Genomic DNA, 15971 nt, shown 5'->3' on the forward strand with positions numbered 1-15971 from the left:
CACGATTCGGCAAGGGCACGCCTGACGCTCGTCGGAACAGCGGCCCGCACGATCATCGGGAGGTCTCCATGTGGTCGGCTCGGCGCATCCTGTCCTTTGCCATGGCGGCAATCACCGCGGCCGGTCCGATCGCGGTGCACGACCATACCGATCATCACGAGCCGGGCCGGGCGCTGGCCGCCGGGGCCGCCGCCGCGCTGCCCGGCGGATTCCGCGAGCAGATCGTGTTCAGCGGGCTCAACCAGCCGATGAACATCGAGTTCGCGCCGGACGGCCGGGTGTTCGTGGCGGAGAAGGCCGGCCTGGTCAAGGTGTTCGACAGCCTCGCGGATCCGACGCCGGCCGTCTTCGCCGACCTCACCGCGAACGTCCACAACCTGCACGACCGCGGGCTGCTCGGCCTGGCGCTGCACCCGCAGTTCCCGGCCGTGCCGGACGTCTACGTGCTCTACGCGTACGACGCGCCGCCCGGCCGGACCGCGCCCTACTGGCACGACAGCTGCGCGAACGTCGGCGGCAACGTCGGCGGGCGGTGCGTGGTCACCAGCCGGCTGTCCAGGCTGAACGCATCCGGCGCGGAGACCGTGCTGATCCAGGACTGGTGCCAGCAGTACCCGAGCCACTCCATCGGTGACCTGCACTTCGGCGCGGACGGCATGCTCTACGCCAGCGCCGGGGACGGCGCCAACTACAGCGTGACCGACTACGGGCAGCTCGGTAACCCGGTCAACCCGTGCGCGGACCCGCCGGGCGGCGCGATGGCACCACCGGGTGCGGAGGGTGGCGCGCTGCGCTCGCAGGACGTGCGCACGCTCGGCGACGCCACCGGTCTGGACGGCACCGTGATCCGGCTGAACCCGGCGACCGGCGCGGGTGCGGGCGGCAACCCGCTGTCCGCCAGCCCGGACGCGAACGCGCGCCGGATCGTGGCGTACGGGCTGCGCAACCCGTTCCGGTTCGCGATCCGCCCGGGGACCAGCGAGGTCTGGCTCGGCGACGTCGGCTGGAACACCTGGGAGGAGGTCAACCGGGTGACCAACCCCGGCTCCGGCCCGGTCAACTTCGGCTGGCCCTGCTTCGAGGGCGGCGCCCGGCAGGGCGGGTACGACGGCGCGAACCTGACGCTGTGCGAGAACCTGTACACCGCGGGCGGGCAGACCGCACCGTTCTACGCCTACGCCCACACCGGCTCCGTGGTCTCCGGCGACACCTGCCCGACCGGCGGCTCGTCCGTCTCCGGCGCCGCGTTCTACCCGCCGGGCGGCGGCGACTACCCGGCCGCGTACAACGGCGCGTTCTTCTTCGCCGACTACAGCCGGGACTGCATCTGGGTGATGCCGCCGGCCACGCCCGGCGGTGCCCCGGACCCGGCGGGCCGGCGAATATTCGTCTCCCAGGCGGCGAACCCGGTGGACCTGGCGATCGGCCCGGGCGGCGACCTGTACTACGCGGACGCGGGCGGCACGGTGCGCCGGATCCGGTACTTCGGCGGCAACCAGCCGCCGTCCGCGGTCGCGTTCGCGTCGCCGACGTCCGGGGCCGCGCCGCTGACGGTGGCGTTCGACGCGACCGGCTCGTCCGACCCCGACCCGTCCGACCACGGCCTGCTGCGCTACGCCTGGGACTTCACGGACGACGGTACGGTCGACGCGACCACGCCGACCGCGTCGTACACGTACCCGGACGGCCGGCCGTACACCGCGCGGCTGACCGTCACCGACTCGCTCGACGCCGTGGACACCGTGACCGTGGCGATCTCCAGCGGCAACGCGCCACCGGCGCCGGTGATCGACACACCGGGTGGGCAGCCGGACTTCGCGGTCGGCGACAGCGTCTCGTTCACCGGGCACGCCACGGACCCGCAGCAGGGCACGCTGCCCGCGTCCGCGCTGCGCTGGCGGCTGCTCCAGCACCACTGCTACACGGTGGACAGTTGCCACGTGCACGTGGCGCAGGAGTGGAACGGCGTGAGCGGCGCGACGTTCCCGGCGCCGGACCACGACTACCCGTCGTACCTCGAGCTGGAACTGACCGCCACCGACGCGGGCGGGCTCAGCGTGAGCACCACCCGCCGGCTGAACCCGCGGACCGTCGAGCTGACGTTCGCCACCGGCCCGCCCGGCCTGCAGCTGACCGTGGGCTCGACCGTGCGGACCACGCCGTTCACCGTCACCGTGATCCAGGGCTCGGCGAACACGGTCAGCGCGGTCACGCCGCAGGCCGGCTACGGCTTCGCCGCCTGGTCGGACGGTGGCGCGCAGACCCACGTGATCACCGCGCCGGCGGCGCCGGCCACGTACACCGCCACCTACGTCAAGCAGCGGCTGCCGCGGACCAACTTCAAGATCAAGTACTTCAGCTCGCAGGAGGTGGTGTCCGAGGTCGCGCTGGCCACCCGGGTGCTGGACGGCCACACGCACACCTACTGGCACACCAACTGGTTCAACGTCGTCCACCCGCACGAGATCCAGATCGACCTGGGCGGCTCCTACCGGGTGACGGACCTCTACTACCTGCCCCGGCAGAACAAGGCGGACGGCCGGATCAAGAACTACGAGATCTACGTCTCCGCCGACGGTACGAACTGGGGCACCCCGGTCGCGACCGGTGCCTGGCCGAACACCACCGCGGAGCAGACCGTCACCTTCCCCGCGAAGACCGGCCGGTACGTGCGACTGCGCGCGCTCAGCGAGGTCAACGGCAACCGCTGGGCCGCCGTGGCGGAACTCAACATCAGCGGGGTGCCCGTGTAGGGTGGCGCTCCATGACGGAGCCCCTCCGCCCCGGAGACCCGCGTGAACTCGGCGGCTACCGGCTGCTCGGCCGGCTCGGCGAGGGCGGCATGGGCGCGGTCTACCTCGGACGGTCAGCGGACGGCCGGAACGTCGCGGTCAAGGCGATCCGGCCGGACCTGGCGAGCGAGCCGGAGTACCGCGGCCGCTTCCGCAGCGAGGTCAGCCGCGCCCGGCAGGTGCCGCCGTTCTGCACCGCCGCGGTGCTCGACGCGGACCCGGAGCACACCACGCCGTACCTGGTCGTCGAGTACGTGGACGGGCCCAGCCTGGCCGAGGTGGTCGCGGACCGTGGCCCGCTGTCCGGCGGCGACCTGCACAGCGTCGCGATCGGCGTGGCCACGGCGCTGACCGCGATCCACGGCGCCGGCGTCATTCACCGCGACCTGAAGCCGCGCAACGTGCTCTTCGCGCTCGGCGCGCCCAAGGTGATCGACTTCGGCATCGCGCAGCCGTTCGAGGCGACCAGCCATCACACGCGTACCGACCAGATGGTGGGCACGCTGGCCTACATGGCACCGGAGCGCTTCGACGCCGCCCCGATCGGCCCGGCCTCGGACGTCTTCGCCTGGGGCGCCGTGGTCACCTACGCCGGGACCGGTCGGACGCCGTTCGCCGCGGACTCGGCCGCCGCCACCGCGGGCCGGATCCTCACCCGGCCGCCGGACCTGGGCGGGCTCCAGTCGCCGCTGCGCGAGATCGTGGAGCGCACGCTCGCCAAGGACCCGGCGGACCGGCCGACCGCGTCCGAGCTGCTCGAACTGCTGCTGGACACCGGCTCGCACAGCCGGCCGGACCTGACCGCGCGGCCCGAGGTGCAGCGCGCGGCGCAGGCGGCCCGCGCGTTGCGGCACCGCGGCCGGCGCCCCCGCCGGCCGGCGACCGCGGCGATCGCCGGTGTGCTGGCCGCGGCCGTGCTCGGCGCGGCGGGCGCGTGGGCGTACCGCGCGCGGACCGAACCGGTCACGGCACCGGCACCGTCCACCGTGCCCAGCGACCCGCCGCTGATCGGGAGCGGACCGGTGATCATCGACCCGCTGTCCCGGCCCGGTCAGTGGCCGGCCGGTGCCGGCTGCGCGTACACCGGCGGGCGTCTGGTCATCAGCGGCACCGAGCCGGTCTGGCAGGCCTGCGACGGACCGCGGGACATGTTCGCCGGCGACCAGTCGATCACGGTCGGCGTGGCGCTGCTGGAGCCGGGCAGCTGCGCGTTCGTCGCCTTCCGGAAGACCGACGACCTCACCGGGTACGCGCTGTCGCTCTGCGCGGACACGATCGGCTTCGAACGGCACGCCGACGACCGCGCGGACGAGCTGGTCCGGGTACCGTCGACCGCGCTGGCCGGCGGTGCCGAACACCGGGTCCGGCTGGTCATCCGGGACGACGTGGCCACGGTCGCGGTGGACGGCACCGACGTCACGTCCGCCCCGGTCGACGACCGCCGCCTGGTCACCGGCTGGATCCGCCTCGGCGTGGAGGCCGGGTCCGACCACCGGCACGGCAGCGCGGCCTTCAAGGACCTGGAGATCCGTACGCTGTGAAGAAGCTCTTGATCTCGATGCCGGCGCTGCTGCTCCTGGCGGCCTGCGGTTCCGCGCCGGACGACACCACCGCCGCGCCGTCGCCGTCCGCCGTGCCGTCCGCCACCCCGTCGGTGCCGGCGTTCACCGACGTCTCCCGGGGCGACACCGACTCGATCGTGAAGCTGCTGCGGTTCACGCCGGGGAACGGCCAGGCCGTCGTGGTCGAGCCGGTGATCTTCCTGACCAACCCGGAGTTCTGCGAGACGTTCCACATCCCGGCCGACGACAAGCGCTGCCTCTCCGCCTGGAACACCGCCGACAGCGAGGCGAAGATAACGTTGCCGTGCGCCGACGCCGCGGTCTTCGCGCTGGTCGACCAGTCCGACCCGGGCACCTGCATGGACGACCGGGGCGCCGGTTCGTGCGAGACGTCCGCCACCGACTTCGCCGACCGTCTCGGCGACGGCACGCCGCTGATCCGCCTCACCACCGAGAACGGCGTCGCGGTCCGCCTCGCCGAGCTCTACGTGCCGTGACCGGTCCGTCCGGTTGCCGCCGGACCGCTCCGGGCGGACCGGTCCGGCGGCACCGCCGAGGTCAGAGGCGGGTGGCGGCGATGTCGGTGACCAGGATGGCGCGGGCACCGATCTCGTAGAGCTCGTCCATGATGCGGTGCATCTCGGCGCGCTTCACCATGGCCTGGACCGCGACCCAGCCCTCGCGGTGCAGCGGCGAGACGGTCGGCGACTCGATGCCGGGGGTCAGCGCGGTGGCCTGGTCGAGGAGGTCGGCGCGGACGTCGTAGGCGAGCATGACGTAGCGGCGGGCGACCAGGACGCCCTGGAGGCGGCGGAGCAACTGCGCGGTGCCGGGCTTGTCGCCGGCCGCGTCGCCGGCCGTGGCGGACTCGGCTGCTGAGCGGCTGATCAGGATCGCGGAGGACTTGAGCAGCGGCTCGCCGACCGTGACCAGGCCGGCCTGGCGGAGCGTGGCGCCGGTCTCGACGACGTCGGCGATGACGTCCGCCACGCCGAGACGGATGGCGTTCTCGACGGCGCCGTCCAGGCGTACCACGGTCGCGGAGAGGGAGTTGGCGGCCAGGTAGTGGGCGACCACGCCGGGGAAGGCGGTGGCCACCCGGCGGCCGTCGATCTGGGCGACGGACTGCAGCGTCTCCGGGCGCGCGGCGAAGCGGAACTGGGCGCCGCCGAACGACAGGTCCATGATCTCCGAGGCCGGTGCGCCGGAGTCGAGGAGCAGGTCGCGGCCGGTGATGCCGAGGTCCAGGTCGCCGCTGCCGACGTAGACCGCGATGTCGCGCGGGCGCAGGTAGAAGAACTCGACGTCGTTGGCCGGGTCCTGGCAGACCAGGTCGCGGTCGTCACCGCGCTGGCGGTAGCCCGCCTCGCGCAGCATCTCGATGGCGGGACGGGACAGGGCGCCCTTGTTGGGCACGGCGATGCGCAGCATCAGGACAGACTCCAGGCAGGGAACGAACGGGAAGGGGGCGCGACCACCATCAGAGATGTCGGTAGACGTCCTTCAGCTCCAGCCCGCTGGCCAGCATCAGGACCTGTGCCTGGTAGAGCAGCTGGGAGATCTCCTCCGCGGCGCGCTCCGGACCCTCGTGCTCGGCGGCCATCCACGCCTCGGCCGCCTCCTCGACGACCTTCTTGCCGATGGCATGGACGCCGCGCTCGACCGCCGCCACGGTGTGCGAACCCGGGGTCCCGGCCGCCACCTTTGCCTGCAGTTCCGCGAACAGCTCGTCGAAGGTCTTCACGGGAGACGATTCTCGCAGCCCCCTTCGGCCCCACCGCATCCGGGCAGCCAATATGCTTCGGACCATGCGTAGAACCTCCGTGCCCGCCGTCGCCCTGCTGCTCGCCACGGTCGCCGGGGTGGCCGCGTGCGCGCCGGAGGAGTCCGGTGGCGACGCGACACCCGCGGCCTCGGCGGGCCAGAGCTGTGACCCGGCGAGCCTGAAGACGCTGACGGCCGGGAAGCTGACGATCGGCACCGACCAGCCGGCGTACGAGCCGTGGTTCTCCGACGACAAGCCGGAGAGCGGCGAGGGCTTCGAGTCCGCGGTCGCCTACGCGGTCGCCACCGAGCTCGGCTACACCAAGGAGAACGTGGTGTGGACCCGGGTCCGGTTCGACAGCGCGATCGCGCCGGGGCCGAAGACGTTCGACATCGACATCAACCAGTTCTCGATCACCGAGGAGCGGCGCAAGGCGGTCGACTTCTCCTCGCCGTACTACCTGGTCCGGCAGGCGATCGTGGCGAAGAACTCGTCGCCGATCGCGGGCGTGACCGACCTGGCCGGGCTGAAGGACGCGAAGCTGGGCGCGCAGGTCGGCACGACCAGCTACCAGGCGATCACCGACCTGGTGAAGCCGAGCCAGCAGGCGCAGGTGTTCAACAGCAACGACGACGCGAAGCAGGCGCTGGAGAACGGCACGATCGACGGGCTCGTGGTGGACCTGCCGACCGCGTTCTACATGACCGCGGCCGAGCTCACCGACGCGAAGATCGTCGGCCAGTTCCCGCAGGTGGGCACGCCGGAGGGCTTCGGCATCGTGCTCGACAAGGGTTCGTCGCTGACCGGCTGCGTGACCCAGGCCGTCGACGCGCTGCGCACCGACGGCACGCTGACCGCGCTGGAGAAGCAGTGGCTCGCCCAGGTGGCGGGCGCGCCCGAGCTGTCATGACGGCGGAGGTCCACACGCCGAGCGAGATACAGCGGGCGCGCGTCGCCTACCGCCGGAAGCAGTCGATCCGGTCGGTGATCATCAGTGCGGTCTCCACCGCGGTCGTGGGTGTGCTGGTCGTGGTGCTGGTGACCGGCTCACCGGGCTGGCCGCGCGTGCAGGCGTCGTTCCTCGACCCGGGGGTGGCGATCGACTCGCTGCCGGCGATCCTGCGCGGGCTGTGGCTGAACGTCCGGTTGCTGGTCGCCTGCGCGATCGGCGCGCTGCTGCTCGGCCTGCTGATCGCGGTGCTGCGGACCACCAAGGGCGCGGTGCTGTTCCCGCTGCGCGCGCTGGCCACCGCGTACACGTACACGCTGCGCGGCATGCCTTTGATCATCGGGTTGTACCTGCTGACCTTCGGCGTGCCGGGACTGCGCCTGCAGGGCACGCCGAGCGTGCTGGTGCTGGGCGCGATCGCGCTGATCATCACGTACGCGGGTTACCTCGCCGAGGTGTTCCGGGCCGGCATCGAGAGCATCCACCCGAGCCAGTGGTCGGCGGCCCGGTCGCTCGGGCTGACCTACCGGCAGACGATGCGGCACGTGGTGCTGCCGCAGGCGGTGCGGCGGGTGGCGCCGCCGCTGCTCAACGACATGGTGGCACTGCAGAAGGACGTGGGTCTGGTGTCGGTGGCCGGGCTGGTCGACGCGGTGCGGGCCGCGCAGATCGAGACCGCGAACGCGTTCAACTTCACGCCGTACGTGGTCGCGGCCGTGCTGTTCGTGCTGCTGGCGATCCCGCTGATCGCGGTGACGGACCTGGTGACGCTGCGCGCGGCGCGGCGGCAGAACGCGGGCGGGCGGTGACGATGGCACGCGACGACGGCGACGAGCTGAGCTTCGGCGAGCAGCTGGAGCGGGACCGGCTCGACCAGACCCCGGAGCGCACCGACGAGACCCGGGTGGCGGACTTCGACGCGGCCCGGCAGCGACGCGAGCGGGCCCGGGAGCGGGCGTTGCGCCGATCGACCGGCGCGTTCCCGGCCGTGCCGGACAACCCGCCGGAGCCGTCCGAGGGTACGGACGGGAGCCTCTACGACGCGCCCACGCCGAACAGCCGGGGCCGGCGCCGCAGCGAGCGCCAGGGTGACGAGACGGAGTCCCCGTCCGGCGGGTACGCCCGGTTCGCGACGCGCGACGAGGGTTCATCGGTTGCCTCCGGCCAGGACGGTGCCGACCCGTACCGTCGCATGCCCGTCGAGGAGAGCACCGCGGAACGGGACACGCGGCTGGTGGACGAGCGGCCGCGCCGGTCGCGGCATGCGGCGGAGCCGGGTGACGAGCCGTCGGCGCGGCGCGGCCGGCGCGTGCGGGACGACGTGAGCGACACCGCGGCCGGGCTGGTCCAGGCGATCCGGACGGCGGGCCAGGAGGCGGACTACGTGCCGGTGCCGACACAGCCGGCGCTGTCCTGCTCGGGACTGCGCAAGTCGTTCCGCGGCGGCCTGGTGTTGCAGGACCTCGACCTGGACGTGGCCGAGCACGAGGTGGTGGTGCTGATCGGCGCGTCCGGCTCCGGCAAGTCGACGCTGCTGCGCTGCATCAACCTGCTCGAGGAGATCGACGACGGCACGATCCTGCTGGACGGCGAGCACATCACCGATCCCCGGACCAACCCGGACACCGTACGCCGGAAGATCGGCATGGTGTTCCAGTCCTACAACCTGTTCCCGCACATGACCGTGCTGCAGAACATCACGCTCGCGCCGGAACGCGTGCACCGGCGCCGCCGCGCCGAGGTGGAGGCGGAGGCGCGCACCTGGCTGGAGCGCGTCGGCCTGGGCGACAAGGCGCGGGAGTACCCGGACCGGCTCTCCGGCGGTCAGCAGCAACGCGTCGCGATCGTCCGCGCGCTGGTCAACTCGCCGCGGCTGCTGCTGCTCGACGAGGTCACGTCCGCGCTCGACCCGGAGCTGGTCGGCGAGGTCCTCACGATGATCAAGGACCTGAAGACCGAGGGCATGACGATGATCCTGGCCACGCACGAGATGGCGTTCGCCCGGCAGGTCGCGGACCGGGTGTGCTTCCTGGACGGCGGCCGGATCCTCGAACAGGGCCCGCCGGAGCAGGTCTTCGGCGCCCCCCAGCACCCCCGCACCCGCCAGTTCCTCCGCCGGATCATCGAGGCCGGACGCCTCTAGGGACCGGCGGAGCCGGCAGGCCCCGGGACCGGTCCGCGCGCGACGGCCGGTGACCGCCGCACGCGGACCGGCTCAGCGGGGCTCGGCGTACGAGCCGTTGCAGAACGTCGACGGGCCCGGGCCGTTGTTCCTCTTCTCCTCCTCGCCGTCGATGGTGATGTCGCACGTCACGATCGGCAGTGTGGTGAAGGAGGCGGGGGCGGAGGCGGAGGCGTCCAGGGTGATCGACATCGGCTGGCCGAACGCGGGGAACAGGATCTTTCTCGTCCAGGGCAGGTCGACCTTCTCCTCCACCACCTCGACGGCGATCGGGTCGACGTAGCCGATGGTCGCCTGCTCGGTGTTCGTGCCGTTGACGGACAGCACCATCTCGTGCGGCTTGCCGGTCGCGACCCGGCCGACGTCGGGCATCCGCTCCAGCGCCCGGCCGGCCAGCGTGGCCGTCGCCGCGCGCGGGTCGAAGCCGGTGTCGTCGTGCATGCGGCCGACGCGCATGCCGAAGATCAGCGAGCCCCGGCGGACGAACAGCTGCGGGTCGGTGCCGCTGACGGTGAACCAGCTCTGGTCCGCGCCCGGGACGTGGTTCTCGGCGATCGGGGCGGTGTCCTGCTGGTGCAGCAGCCACTGGAAGTACAGGTCCGCCGACACCGGGTCCGGCTGCAGGTTGAGCCAGAAGAAGTGGCTGCCCAGCGCGTGGCACCGGACGGCGTTCGGGCTGACGTCCGGAGCCTTCTCACGCGTCTCCCAGCGCAGCACGTCGACGCCCTCGGCCAGGAAGTCGTCCGGCGTCAGCACGTCGCACATCGCCTCGGTGAGCGTGCCGTCGACGGGCTGCGGCCAGGCCGTCGGAGTGGTCCCCGCCGCGCCGCCGCCGTCGCCGCCACCGGTGCCGCCGCAGGCGGTCAGGCACAGCGCCGCGGCGAGCGCGGCGATCAGCCGCCGTGGTCGATCGGACGTGCTCATGGTTCTCCCTCGCCGGTCGTGCGGAACGGTCCCGACAAGCAAAGGCCATCGTGGACCCGGACCGGCGCGTTCCCGGACCAGATCGGACGACCCGGCACGTTCCGCCTGCTCAGCGCGCGTCGTGCCGGAGCCCGGCACCGGAGCGGCCCGGACGGTCCGGACGGTCCGGACGGTCCGGAGGGTCCTTGCGGAGGATCAGTGCGGAGCGAAGCGGTCGATCAGCAGGGCCAGCCGCCGGGCGTGGCGGTCCCGGGGCAGCCGGCCGCCGCGGGTCAGCGCCACCAGCCCGTGCAGTCCGGCCCAGAGCACCTCGGTCCGGACGTCGAGGTCGTCGTCGTCGCCGGCCGCCCGCACGGCCTCGCGCAGCTCGCCGAACGCGTCCCGGAGCGCGGCCGGCGCGTCCGGCCCGCCGAACGTCAGCTCGGCCGTCTCGGTGAACATCGCCTCGTACAGCGTCGGCCGCGTCTCGGCGAACCGTGCGTACGCCTCCGCGGTCGCGGCCAGCGCGGCGCGCGGGCCGGCCGCCGCGGTCCGGGCGGCCCGCAGCTCGGCGGCCAACTCGGCGAAGCCCTCGACCGCGACCGCCGCCATGATCGCGCCCTTGCCGCGGAAGTGGCTGTAGAGGACCGGCTGGCTGTACTCGATCCGGTCGGCGAGCCGGCGCGTGGTGACGGCGTCCCAGCCCTCGGCCTCGGCGAGTTCCCGGGCGACGCCGATGATCAGTCGCTCCCGGTCCACGCGTTCGCGTTCCCGGCGCTCTCGGATTGACATGACAGAAATCCTAGCAGCGCTAGCCGTTCGGTGGCGCGAGGTGTTAGCGTCGCTCTCACATCTAGCGCTGCTAGCAAGGAGTCGTCATGCTCACCGTGGTCGCCTACGGCCTCGCCGTCCTGCTCAACGTCTTCATCATCGTGATCGGCGTCCGGTTCCTGGCCGCGCCGGTGGCGGCCGCGGCCGGCTACGGCGTGCCCGCGGACCCGCGGGCGGCCGGCGCCTACCTGTCGGTCAAGGGCGTCCGCGACATCACCGTCGGCCTGATCGGCCTGGCCCTCCTGACGTTCGCGGGCGCGCCGGCCGCGGCCTGGTTCATGCTGGTCGTCGTGCTGGTGCCGCTCGGCGACACGCTCATCGTCCTGCGTCACGGCGGCACCCGCGCCACCGCCTTCGGCGTCCACCTCAGCACCGCGGTCATCGTGGCGATCAGCGCGTCACTGCTGTTCACCCAGTGACGCGGCGCGTGCGCCTCACACGCGGCGCGTGCGCCTCACACGCGGCGCGTGCGCCTCACACGCGGCGCGTGCGCCTCACACTCGGCGCGTGCGCCTCACCGGTACGGCGCGTCCGCCCCGGGGAGCCACAGGCTCGGCTGGGAGTCGCGGCAGCCCGCGCCCGCGCCCGGCTCCCATGGGAAGCGGCCCGCGCCGTCCGGCCAGACGATCTGCGTGATCGGCACCGGCGTTCCCCGGTAGAAGCCGAGGCCCGCGTCGAAGAGGCCGCGGCACCGGTCCGGCCGGGCCGCGCGGACGACCACGTCGTACCCGGTCAGGACGTCGTCCCGGCGTTCGCCGTCGAGCAGGGTGTCGCCGTCGCGGAGCAGGTTGCCGACCAGGTCGGCGATCCGCGTCCCGAGCCGGGCGGGCAGCCCGAACACGCAGATCTCGGTGGCGCGGAACGTGTGCCACAGCCCGGTGGAGTAGGCCGGGCCCCCGGTGACGGCGGTGACCGTCCAGCCGTACCGGCGGATCCTGGCGGCCGTCGTGCGGTCCCGGGTGTCCCAGGCGTCCTCGGGATATCCGGGCGGGGCGGCGCACAGCAGGCAGCGACAGGATTGATCATCCACGCGGTGAGGGTAGCGGCGGCGTACCCCTGACAGGTTCGTGGCTCTGGGCTTTTGTCACACTCGGGGCATGAGCGAGACCGAGGTCGTGCGGCTGCGTCCGCAGCGGGTGCGTGTCGTCTGCTATGTGACGGCGGTGGCGGTGGTGGTCGTGTTCACGCTGGTCGGGCTCGGCCTGTCCGGGCGGCTCAACGACGAGACGGACGCGGTCTTCCAGCTCGGCGACCAGATCGCGATGATCGGGCTCGGCGTGCTGGCGGCGGCCGGCGTGCTGCTGTTCACCCGGCCGCGGGTCGAGGCGGACGCGAAGGGCATCCGGGTGCGGAACCTGCTCGGCGGCTACGAGCTGCCGTGGGACGTGGTCCGGCGGATCCGGTTCGACCAGCACTCGCCGTGGGCGTTCCTGGAGCTGGCGGACGACGAGTCGGTGGCGGTGCTGGCGCTGCAGGCGGCCGACCGGGAGTACGCGGTGCAGGGCGTCCGGGCGCTGCGCGCGCTGCACGCGAAGGCCACCACCCCGGCCTGACCTTTTTCAGGTACCCGCTTCCGGCGTGGTCGCGGTCCGCACGCTCCCGCGGGCACCGGTCGGCCGCGGGCGGCCTCCCTGTCTGTTCCGCGGGTGGTCACCAGAAGAGTCTGTTCCGCGGGTGGTCACCAGAAGATCAAAGGCCGTGGGCCCGGTCCGGGACCGGGCCCACGGGTGATCAGCGGATCTCGTACGCGCGGATCACGGTCTGGGTGACCGTGTTACCCGCCCGGTCGGCCGCGACCGCGCGCAGCGACACGAAACCGGCCGTGCCCGGGTGCCGCAGCTGCACGGCGCCGTTGCGGACGGTCGCCCGCGTCCAGGTGGCGCCGTCGTCGTACGACACCTCCACGGTCAGCGACCGGTTCGGTGCCGCGGCCGAGTTCGCCTGGCCGGCCACCCGCACCGGCACGCTGAACGCACGGCCCTTCGGCGCGACGCCGGACGCGTCGGTCCGCGGCGTGAAGACCACCGTGGACAGCGGCAGCGGCTCGGTGCCGTGCGCGGACGTGAACGTCCAGCTCGCGTCGACCCGGGTGGAGAGCCGGTGCGGCGCGCCCCGCTCGGCGGTCACGTCGAGCCGGTAGGCCGCGGCCTCGGCCGGCACCTCCCACTCGCCGTACGTGCCCTGGAACCGGCGGATCACCTGGCCGTCCCGGGACAGCGTGCTGGTCGCCGACGTGACGACCGAGGTGCCCTCGCGCCCCTCGCCGTCACCGAACAGCGGCGTGCGCGCGTAGACGAGATCGCCGTCACGGGCGATCGCGGTGAACCGGGTGTCCGGCAGCGCCGGCCCGAAGACCGGGCGGTTCCACACCTCGGTGACGGTCCGGCCCGGCCGGTACCCGACCTGCGGCGCCCACTGCTCCGAGTAGTACTGCTCCCAGCCCTCCTCGTTGATCCGCGCGTCCATGAAGTACGGCGCCCAGCGCACCCCGTGGTCCGCGTTGTAGTACTCGGTGCGGCGGAACCCGGCCGGGTACAGCCAGTTCCACGAGGAGCCGCCGGTGAGCGCGTCGTGCATCGGGAAGCTGCCCTTCGCGGCCAGGTCGACCGCGGCCTGCGTGCCGTGCGTGGCCTCCACGGTGGCGAACTCGGACTGCGTCGCCGCGCGCGTGAAACCGGTCGTCATCTTTCCGGGCGTCAGGTAGAACGCCGAGTACAGGTACGGCGTGCCGTTGTACGTGCCGTCCGCGGCCCGCTGCCCGAACCGCGCGATGACGTACGAGTTGTAGTCCGGCGTGGTGACGTCCGGTCCCAGCCGTCCGATGTAGACGCGCTGGTCACCGGCCGCGCCGACGCCGGTGCTGTACCACGTCGATCCGGCCCCGGCCCACAGCGACTCGAGCGAGGCACCCCGGCGCGGCACGGTCACCGTGACCGGCGCGGCGATCCGGGCGTCCAGCGTCAGCGAGCCGGTGCCGGCGTCGACGGTCAGGCTGCCCTGGGCGAGGTGGGTGTCCTCGCCCACGCTCGCGCCGAGCGCGTACTCGCCCTTCGGCAGCCGGATCGTCTCCCCGCTGCCCGGCCAGGCACCGTATCCGGCGCGCCGCGCCTTGTCGATCAGCTGCACCCGGTAGTCGCCGGCCGGTGCGCCGTCCCGGCCGAGCACGGTCAGGCCGACGTCGTAGCTCTCCAGTTCGCGCTGCACGCCGAGCGGCGTGCGCACCACCCGGTCGCCCGCGGTCGCGGTGACCGCGCCGCCCAGGAACCCGTCCGGCAGCTCACCGCGGGTGTCGACGGCGACCCGCACCGAGGCCTCGCCGCCCGCGGGCACGGTCACCGTCGGCGCGGAGAACGAGACCAGCCCGTCCGGGAGGCCGCTGACGCCGAGCGTGAGCGTCACCGCGGCCGCACCGTCGTTGCGGTACGTGAGCGTGGTCGAGCGCACCTCGTCGTCCGCGTGCGGCCACTTCTGGAAGCCGGCGTTGATCACGGCCGGTGCCACGGTGACGTCCTGGGTGATCGCGCGGGCCACGTCGACCCGGCCCGCACCCTGCGCGCTCGCCGGCGTCGACGCGTGCGGCGCGGCGGAGCCGACCAGCACGGACTTCAGCCGGTCGCCCGGCCAGTCCGGGTGCCGCTGGGCCAGCAGCGCGGCGGCGCCGGCCACGTGCGGCGTCGCCATCGAGGTGCCGGACGCGGTGGTGTAGCCCGCGGCCGGCCCCGGGTCGGTCATCTCGACCGCGTCGGTGCTGCGCGCGGCCGCGATGTCCACGCCCGGCGCGGTGATCTCCGGCTTGATCGCGAAGTCGCCGGTGCGCGGCCCGCGGCTGGAGAAACCGGCCAGGTTGCCGGACCTGTCCACCGCGCCGACGGTCAGCGCCGCGTCCGCGGTCCCGGGGCTCTCCACGCTGCCCTCGCCGAACGCGCCGGAGTTGCCGGCCGCGACCACGAACAGCGTGCCGTGCTCCTCGCTGAGCGTCCGGACGGCCGCCTCGATCGGGTCCTCCTCGGGCGTGTCGAATCCGCCGAGGCTCATGTTGACCACGTCCGCGCCCTGCTCCGCGGCCCACTGCATGCCGGCCAGGATCGACGACTCGGGGCAGCCGGCGGCCAGTGCGCAGACCTTGCCGTCGAGCAGCTTCGCGCCGGGGGCCACGCCCCGGAACCGGTCGCCGGTCCCGGCGATCGTGGACGCGACGTGCGTGCCGTGGCCGACCAGGTCGCGGTCGTCCTCCTCGTCCGCGACGAAGTTCCGCGCGGCGCGTACCTGCCCGGTCAGGTCGGGGTGGGTCTCGTCGATGCCGGTGTCCAGCACCGCGACCGTGGTGCCGGTGCCGGTCAGGCCCGCCTGCCAGGCCGCGGGCGCGCCGATCTGCGGCACGCTGACGTCCAGCGACGGGCGCATGACGCCGTCCAGCCAGATCTTGCTGACACCGCCGCGGGCCTGGGCGGACACGCCGGTCAGCGCCGTCCAGGTCGCGCCGCTCGGCGAGGCCTCCATGCGGCTCAGGCCGCCGGGCAGCGAGCCGGCCGCGCGGGCGCCGGGCAGGGCGCCGGCGACCAGCAGCGGCAGTGCCCGGTCGTGGTAGCCGAACTCGACCAGCCGGGTCACGTCGAACAGCCGCGGGTCGACGCGGCCGGCGTGCAGCGGCCCGCGCACGTCGGACGGGATCACCGACACGCGCCCGTGCAGGCGCTCGATGCCGAACCGGACGTGCTCGCGCCCGGCGCCGCGCGCGAGCGCGACGTTCCCGCCCGGGAACAGCGTGACCCGGTCGCCGGTGATCAGCGTGACGGTACGGGCGTCACCGCCGGGCGACGGGGGAGCGGGGGACGGGGGAGCGAGGGACGGGTCGGCCGTCGCCGTGCCGGGGAGCACGGCGACGAACGCGGTGGACACGGTCAGCGCGGCTATCAGACGCCGCAGACGTGATGCACTGTAGACAGTCACACCCCTATGACCCGAGAAGCCGCGAAATGGTTGTTGG

General features: G+C 73.3%; 14 protein-coding genes. 8 read left to right on the plus strand and 6 right to left on the minus strand.

Annotated elements, in window-relative coordinates; genetic code table 11:
- Positions 1-101: 101 nt before the first annotated feature.
- Genes J2S44_RS31535 through J2S44_RS31545 form a run of 3 tightly spaced genes read left to right on the plus strand, consistent with a single transcriptional unit; the run spans position 102 to position 4851 of the window.
- Positions 102-2753: a PQQ-dependent sugar dehydrogenase gene (locus tag J2S44_RS31535; protein ID WP_310421289.1), complete on the plus strand. Its 2652-nt coding sequence runs from the start codon at positions 102-104 to the stop codon at positions 2751-2753.
- An 11-nt stretch (positions 2754-2764) separates the two neighbouring features.
- Positions 2765-4333 carry a serine/threonine-protein kinase gene (locus J2S44_RS31540; protein ID WP_310421291.1) on the plus strand — a complete coding sequence of 523 codons (1569 nt, stop codon included), beginning with the start codon at positions 2765-2767 and terminating at the stop codon, positions 4331-4333.
- Positions 4330-4851 (plus strand): hypothetical protein, encoded by a 522-nt coding sequence (locus J2S44_RS31545; RefSeq protein ID WP_310421293.1) that lies wholly within the window; start codon positions 4330-4332, stop codon positions 4849-4851. Before J2S44_RS31540 ends, J2S44_RS31545 begins: the two co-directional genes overlap by 4 nt.
- Positions 4852-4912: 61 nt before the next feature.
- On the opposite strand, the gene hisG is transcribed toward J2S44_RS31545, so the two are convergent.
- Entirely contained in the window at positions 4913-5785 is an 873-nt protein-coding gene (gene hisG, locus J2S44_RS31550) for an ATP phosphoribosyltransferase (RefSeq protein ID WP_310421295.1), read from the minus strand.
- Between the two features lie 49 nt (positions 5786-5834).
- The gene (locus tag J2S44_RS31555) at positions 5835-6098 is read right to left on the minus strand and encodes a phosphoribosyl-ATP diphosphatase (protein ID WP_306832193.1); all 264 of its coding nucleotides are present in this window, start codon (positions 6096-6098) and stop codon (positions 5835-5837) included.
- 64 nt (positions 6099-6162) lie between these two features.
- On the opposite strand from J2S44_RS31555, the gene J2S44_RS31560 reads away from it, so the two are divergent.
- The 3 genes from J2S44_RS31560 to J2S44_RS31570 all read left to right on the plus strand — a co-directional run bounded on the left by J2S44_RS31560 (position 6163) and on the right by J2S44_RS31570 (position 9211).
- Positions 6163-7029: an ABC transporter substrate-binding protein gene (locus tag J2S44_RS31560; RefSeq protein ID WP_310421297.1), complete on the plus strand. Its 867-nt coding sequence runs from the start codon at positions 6163-6165 to the stop codon at positions 7027-7029.
- Entirely contained in the window at positions 7026-7877 is an 852-nt protein-coding gene (locus J2S44_RS31565) for an amino acid ABC transporter permease (protein ID WP_310421299.1), read from the plus strand. The genes J2S44_RS31560 and J2S44_RS31565 overlap by 4 nt, the downstream gene beginning before the upstream one ends.
- A 599-nt stretch (positions 7878-8476) precedes the next feature.
- A complete protein-coding gene (locus J2S44_RS31570; RefSeq protein ID WP_310430014.1) occupies positions 8477-9211 on the plus strand; it encodes an amino acid ABC transporter ATP-binding protein in 735 nt (244 codons plus the stop codon).
- Between the two features lie 72 nt (positions 9212-9283).
- Here the strand turns inward: J2S44_RS31570 and J2S44_RS31575 are convergent, their stop codons facing one another.
- Both J2S44_RS31575 and J2S44_RS31580 read right to left on the minus strand, forming a co-directional pair.
- Positions 9284-10174, minus strand: a complete 891-nt coding sequence (locus J2S44_RS31575) for a hypothetical protein (protein ID WP_310421302.1) — start codon at positions 10172-10174, stop codon at positions 9284-9286.
- A gap of 195 nt (positions 10175-10369) precedes the next feature.
- Positions 10370-10945, minus strand: coding sequence for a TetR/AcrR family transcriptional regulator (locus J2S44_RS31580; protein WP_310421304.1), 576 nt, complete (start codon positions 10943-10945; stop codon positions 10370-10372).
- 86 nt (positions 10946-11031) lie between these two features.
- Between J2S44_RS31580 and J2S44_RS31585 the strand changes: the two genes are divergently transcribed.
- Positions 11032-11403: a DUF4267 domain-containing protein gene (locus J2S44_RS31585; RefSeq protein WP_310421306.1), complete on the plus strand. Its 372-nt coding sequence runs from the start codon at positions 11032-11034 to the stop codon at positions 11401-11403.
- Between the two features lie 95 nt (positions 11404-11498).
- On the opposite strand, the gene J2S44_RS31590 is transcribed toward J2S44_RS31585, so the two are convergent.
- The gene (locus tag J2S44_RS31590) at positions 11499-12014 is read right to left on the minus strand and encodes a DUF4262 domain-containing protein (protein WP_310421308.1); all 516 of its coding nucleotides are present in this window, start codon (positions 12012-12014) and stop codon (positions 11499-11501) included.
- A 67-nt stretch (positions 12015-12081) separates the two neighbouring features.
- On the opposite strand from J2S44_RS31590, the gene J2S44_RS31595 reads away from it, so the two are divergent.
- Positions 12082-12537 (plus strand): PH domain-containing protein, encoded by a 456-nt coding sequence (locus J2S44_RS31595; protein ID WP_310421310.1) that lies wholly within the window; start codon positions 12082-12084, stop codon positions 12535-12537.
- A 178-nt stretch (positions 12538-12715) separates the two neighbouring features.
- Here the strand turns inward: J2S44_RS31595 and J2S44_RS31600 are convergent, their stop codons facing one another.
- Positions 12716-15934 carry a S8 family serine peptidase gene (locus J2S44_RS31600; protein ID WP_310421312.1) on the minus strand — a complete coding sequence of 1073 codons (3219 nt, stop codon included), beginning with the start codon at positions 15932-15934 and terminating at the stop codon, positions 12716-12718.
- Positions 15935-15971: the final 37 nt, after the last annotated feature.

It is taken from the genome of Catenuloplanes niger (genome assembly GCF_031458255.1).
Taxonomy (GTDB): Bacteria; Actinomycetota; Actinomycetes; order Mycobacteriales; family Micromonosporaceae; genus Catenuloplanes; species Catenuloplanes niger.

Excerpts from the sequence above, each read along its gene's own strand:
- J2S44_RS31535 (WP_310421289.1), top strand. The coding sequence starts at position 102 with ATGGCGGCAATCACCGCGGCCGGTCCGATCGCGGTGCACGACCATACC.
- J2S44_RS31540 (WP_310421291.1), top strand. The coding sequence starts at position 2,765 with ATGACGGAGCCCCTCCGCCCCGGAGACCCGCGTGAACTCGGCGGCTAC.
- hisG (WP_310421295.1), bottom strand. The coding sequence starts at position 5,785 with ATGCTGCGCATCGCCGTGCCCAACAAGGGCGCCCTGTCCCGTCCCGCC.
- J2S44_RS31560 (WP_310421297.1), top strand. The coding sequence starts at position 6,163 with ATGCGTAGAACCTCCGTGCCCGCCGTCGCCCTGCTGCTCGCCACGGTC.
- J2S44_RS31565 (WP_310421299.1), top strand. The coding sequence starts at position 7,026 with ATGACGGCGGAGGTCCACACGCCGAGCGAGATACAGCGGGCGCGCGTC.
- J2S44_RS31575 (WP_310421302.1), bottom strand. The coding sequence starts at position 10,174 with ATGAGCACGTCCGATCGACCACGGCGGCTGATCGCCGCGCTCGCCGCG.
- J2S44_RS31580 (WP_310421304.1), bottom strand. The coding sequence starts at position 10,945 with ATGTCAATCCGAGAGCGCCGGGAACGCGAACGCGTGGACCGGGAGCGA.
- J2S44_RS31585 (WP_310421306.1), top strand. The coding sequence starts at position 11,032 with ATGCTCACCGTGGTCGCCTACGGCCTCGCCGTCCTGCTCAACGTCTTC.
- J2S44_RS31595 (WP_310421310.1), top strand. The coding sequence starts at position 12,082 with ATGAGCGAGACCGAGGTCGTGCGGCTGCGTCCGCAGCGGGTGCGTGTC.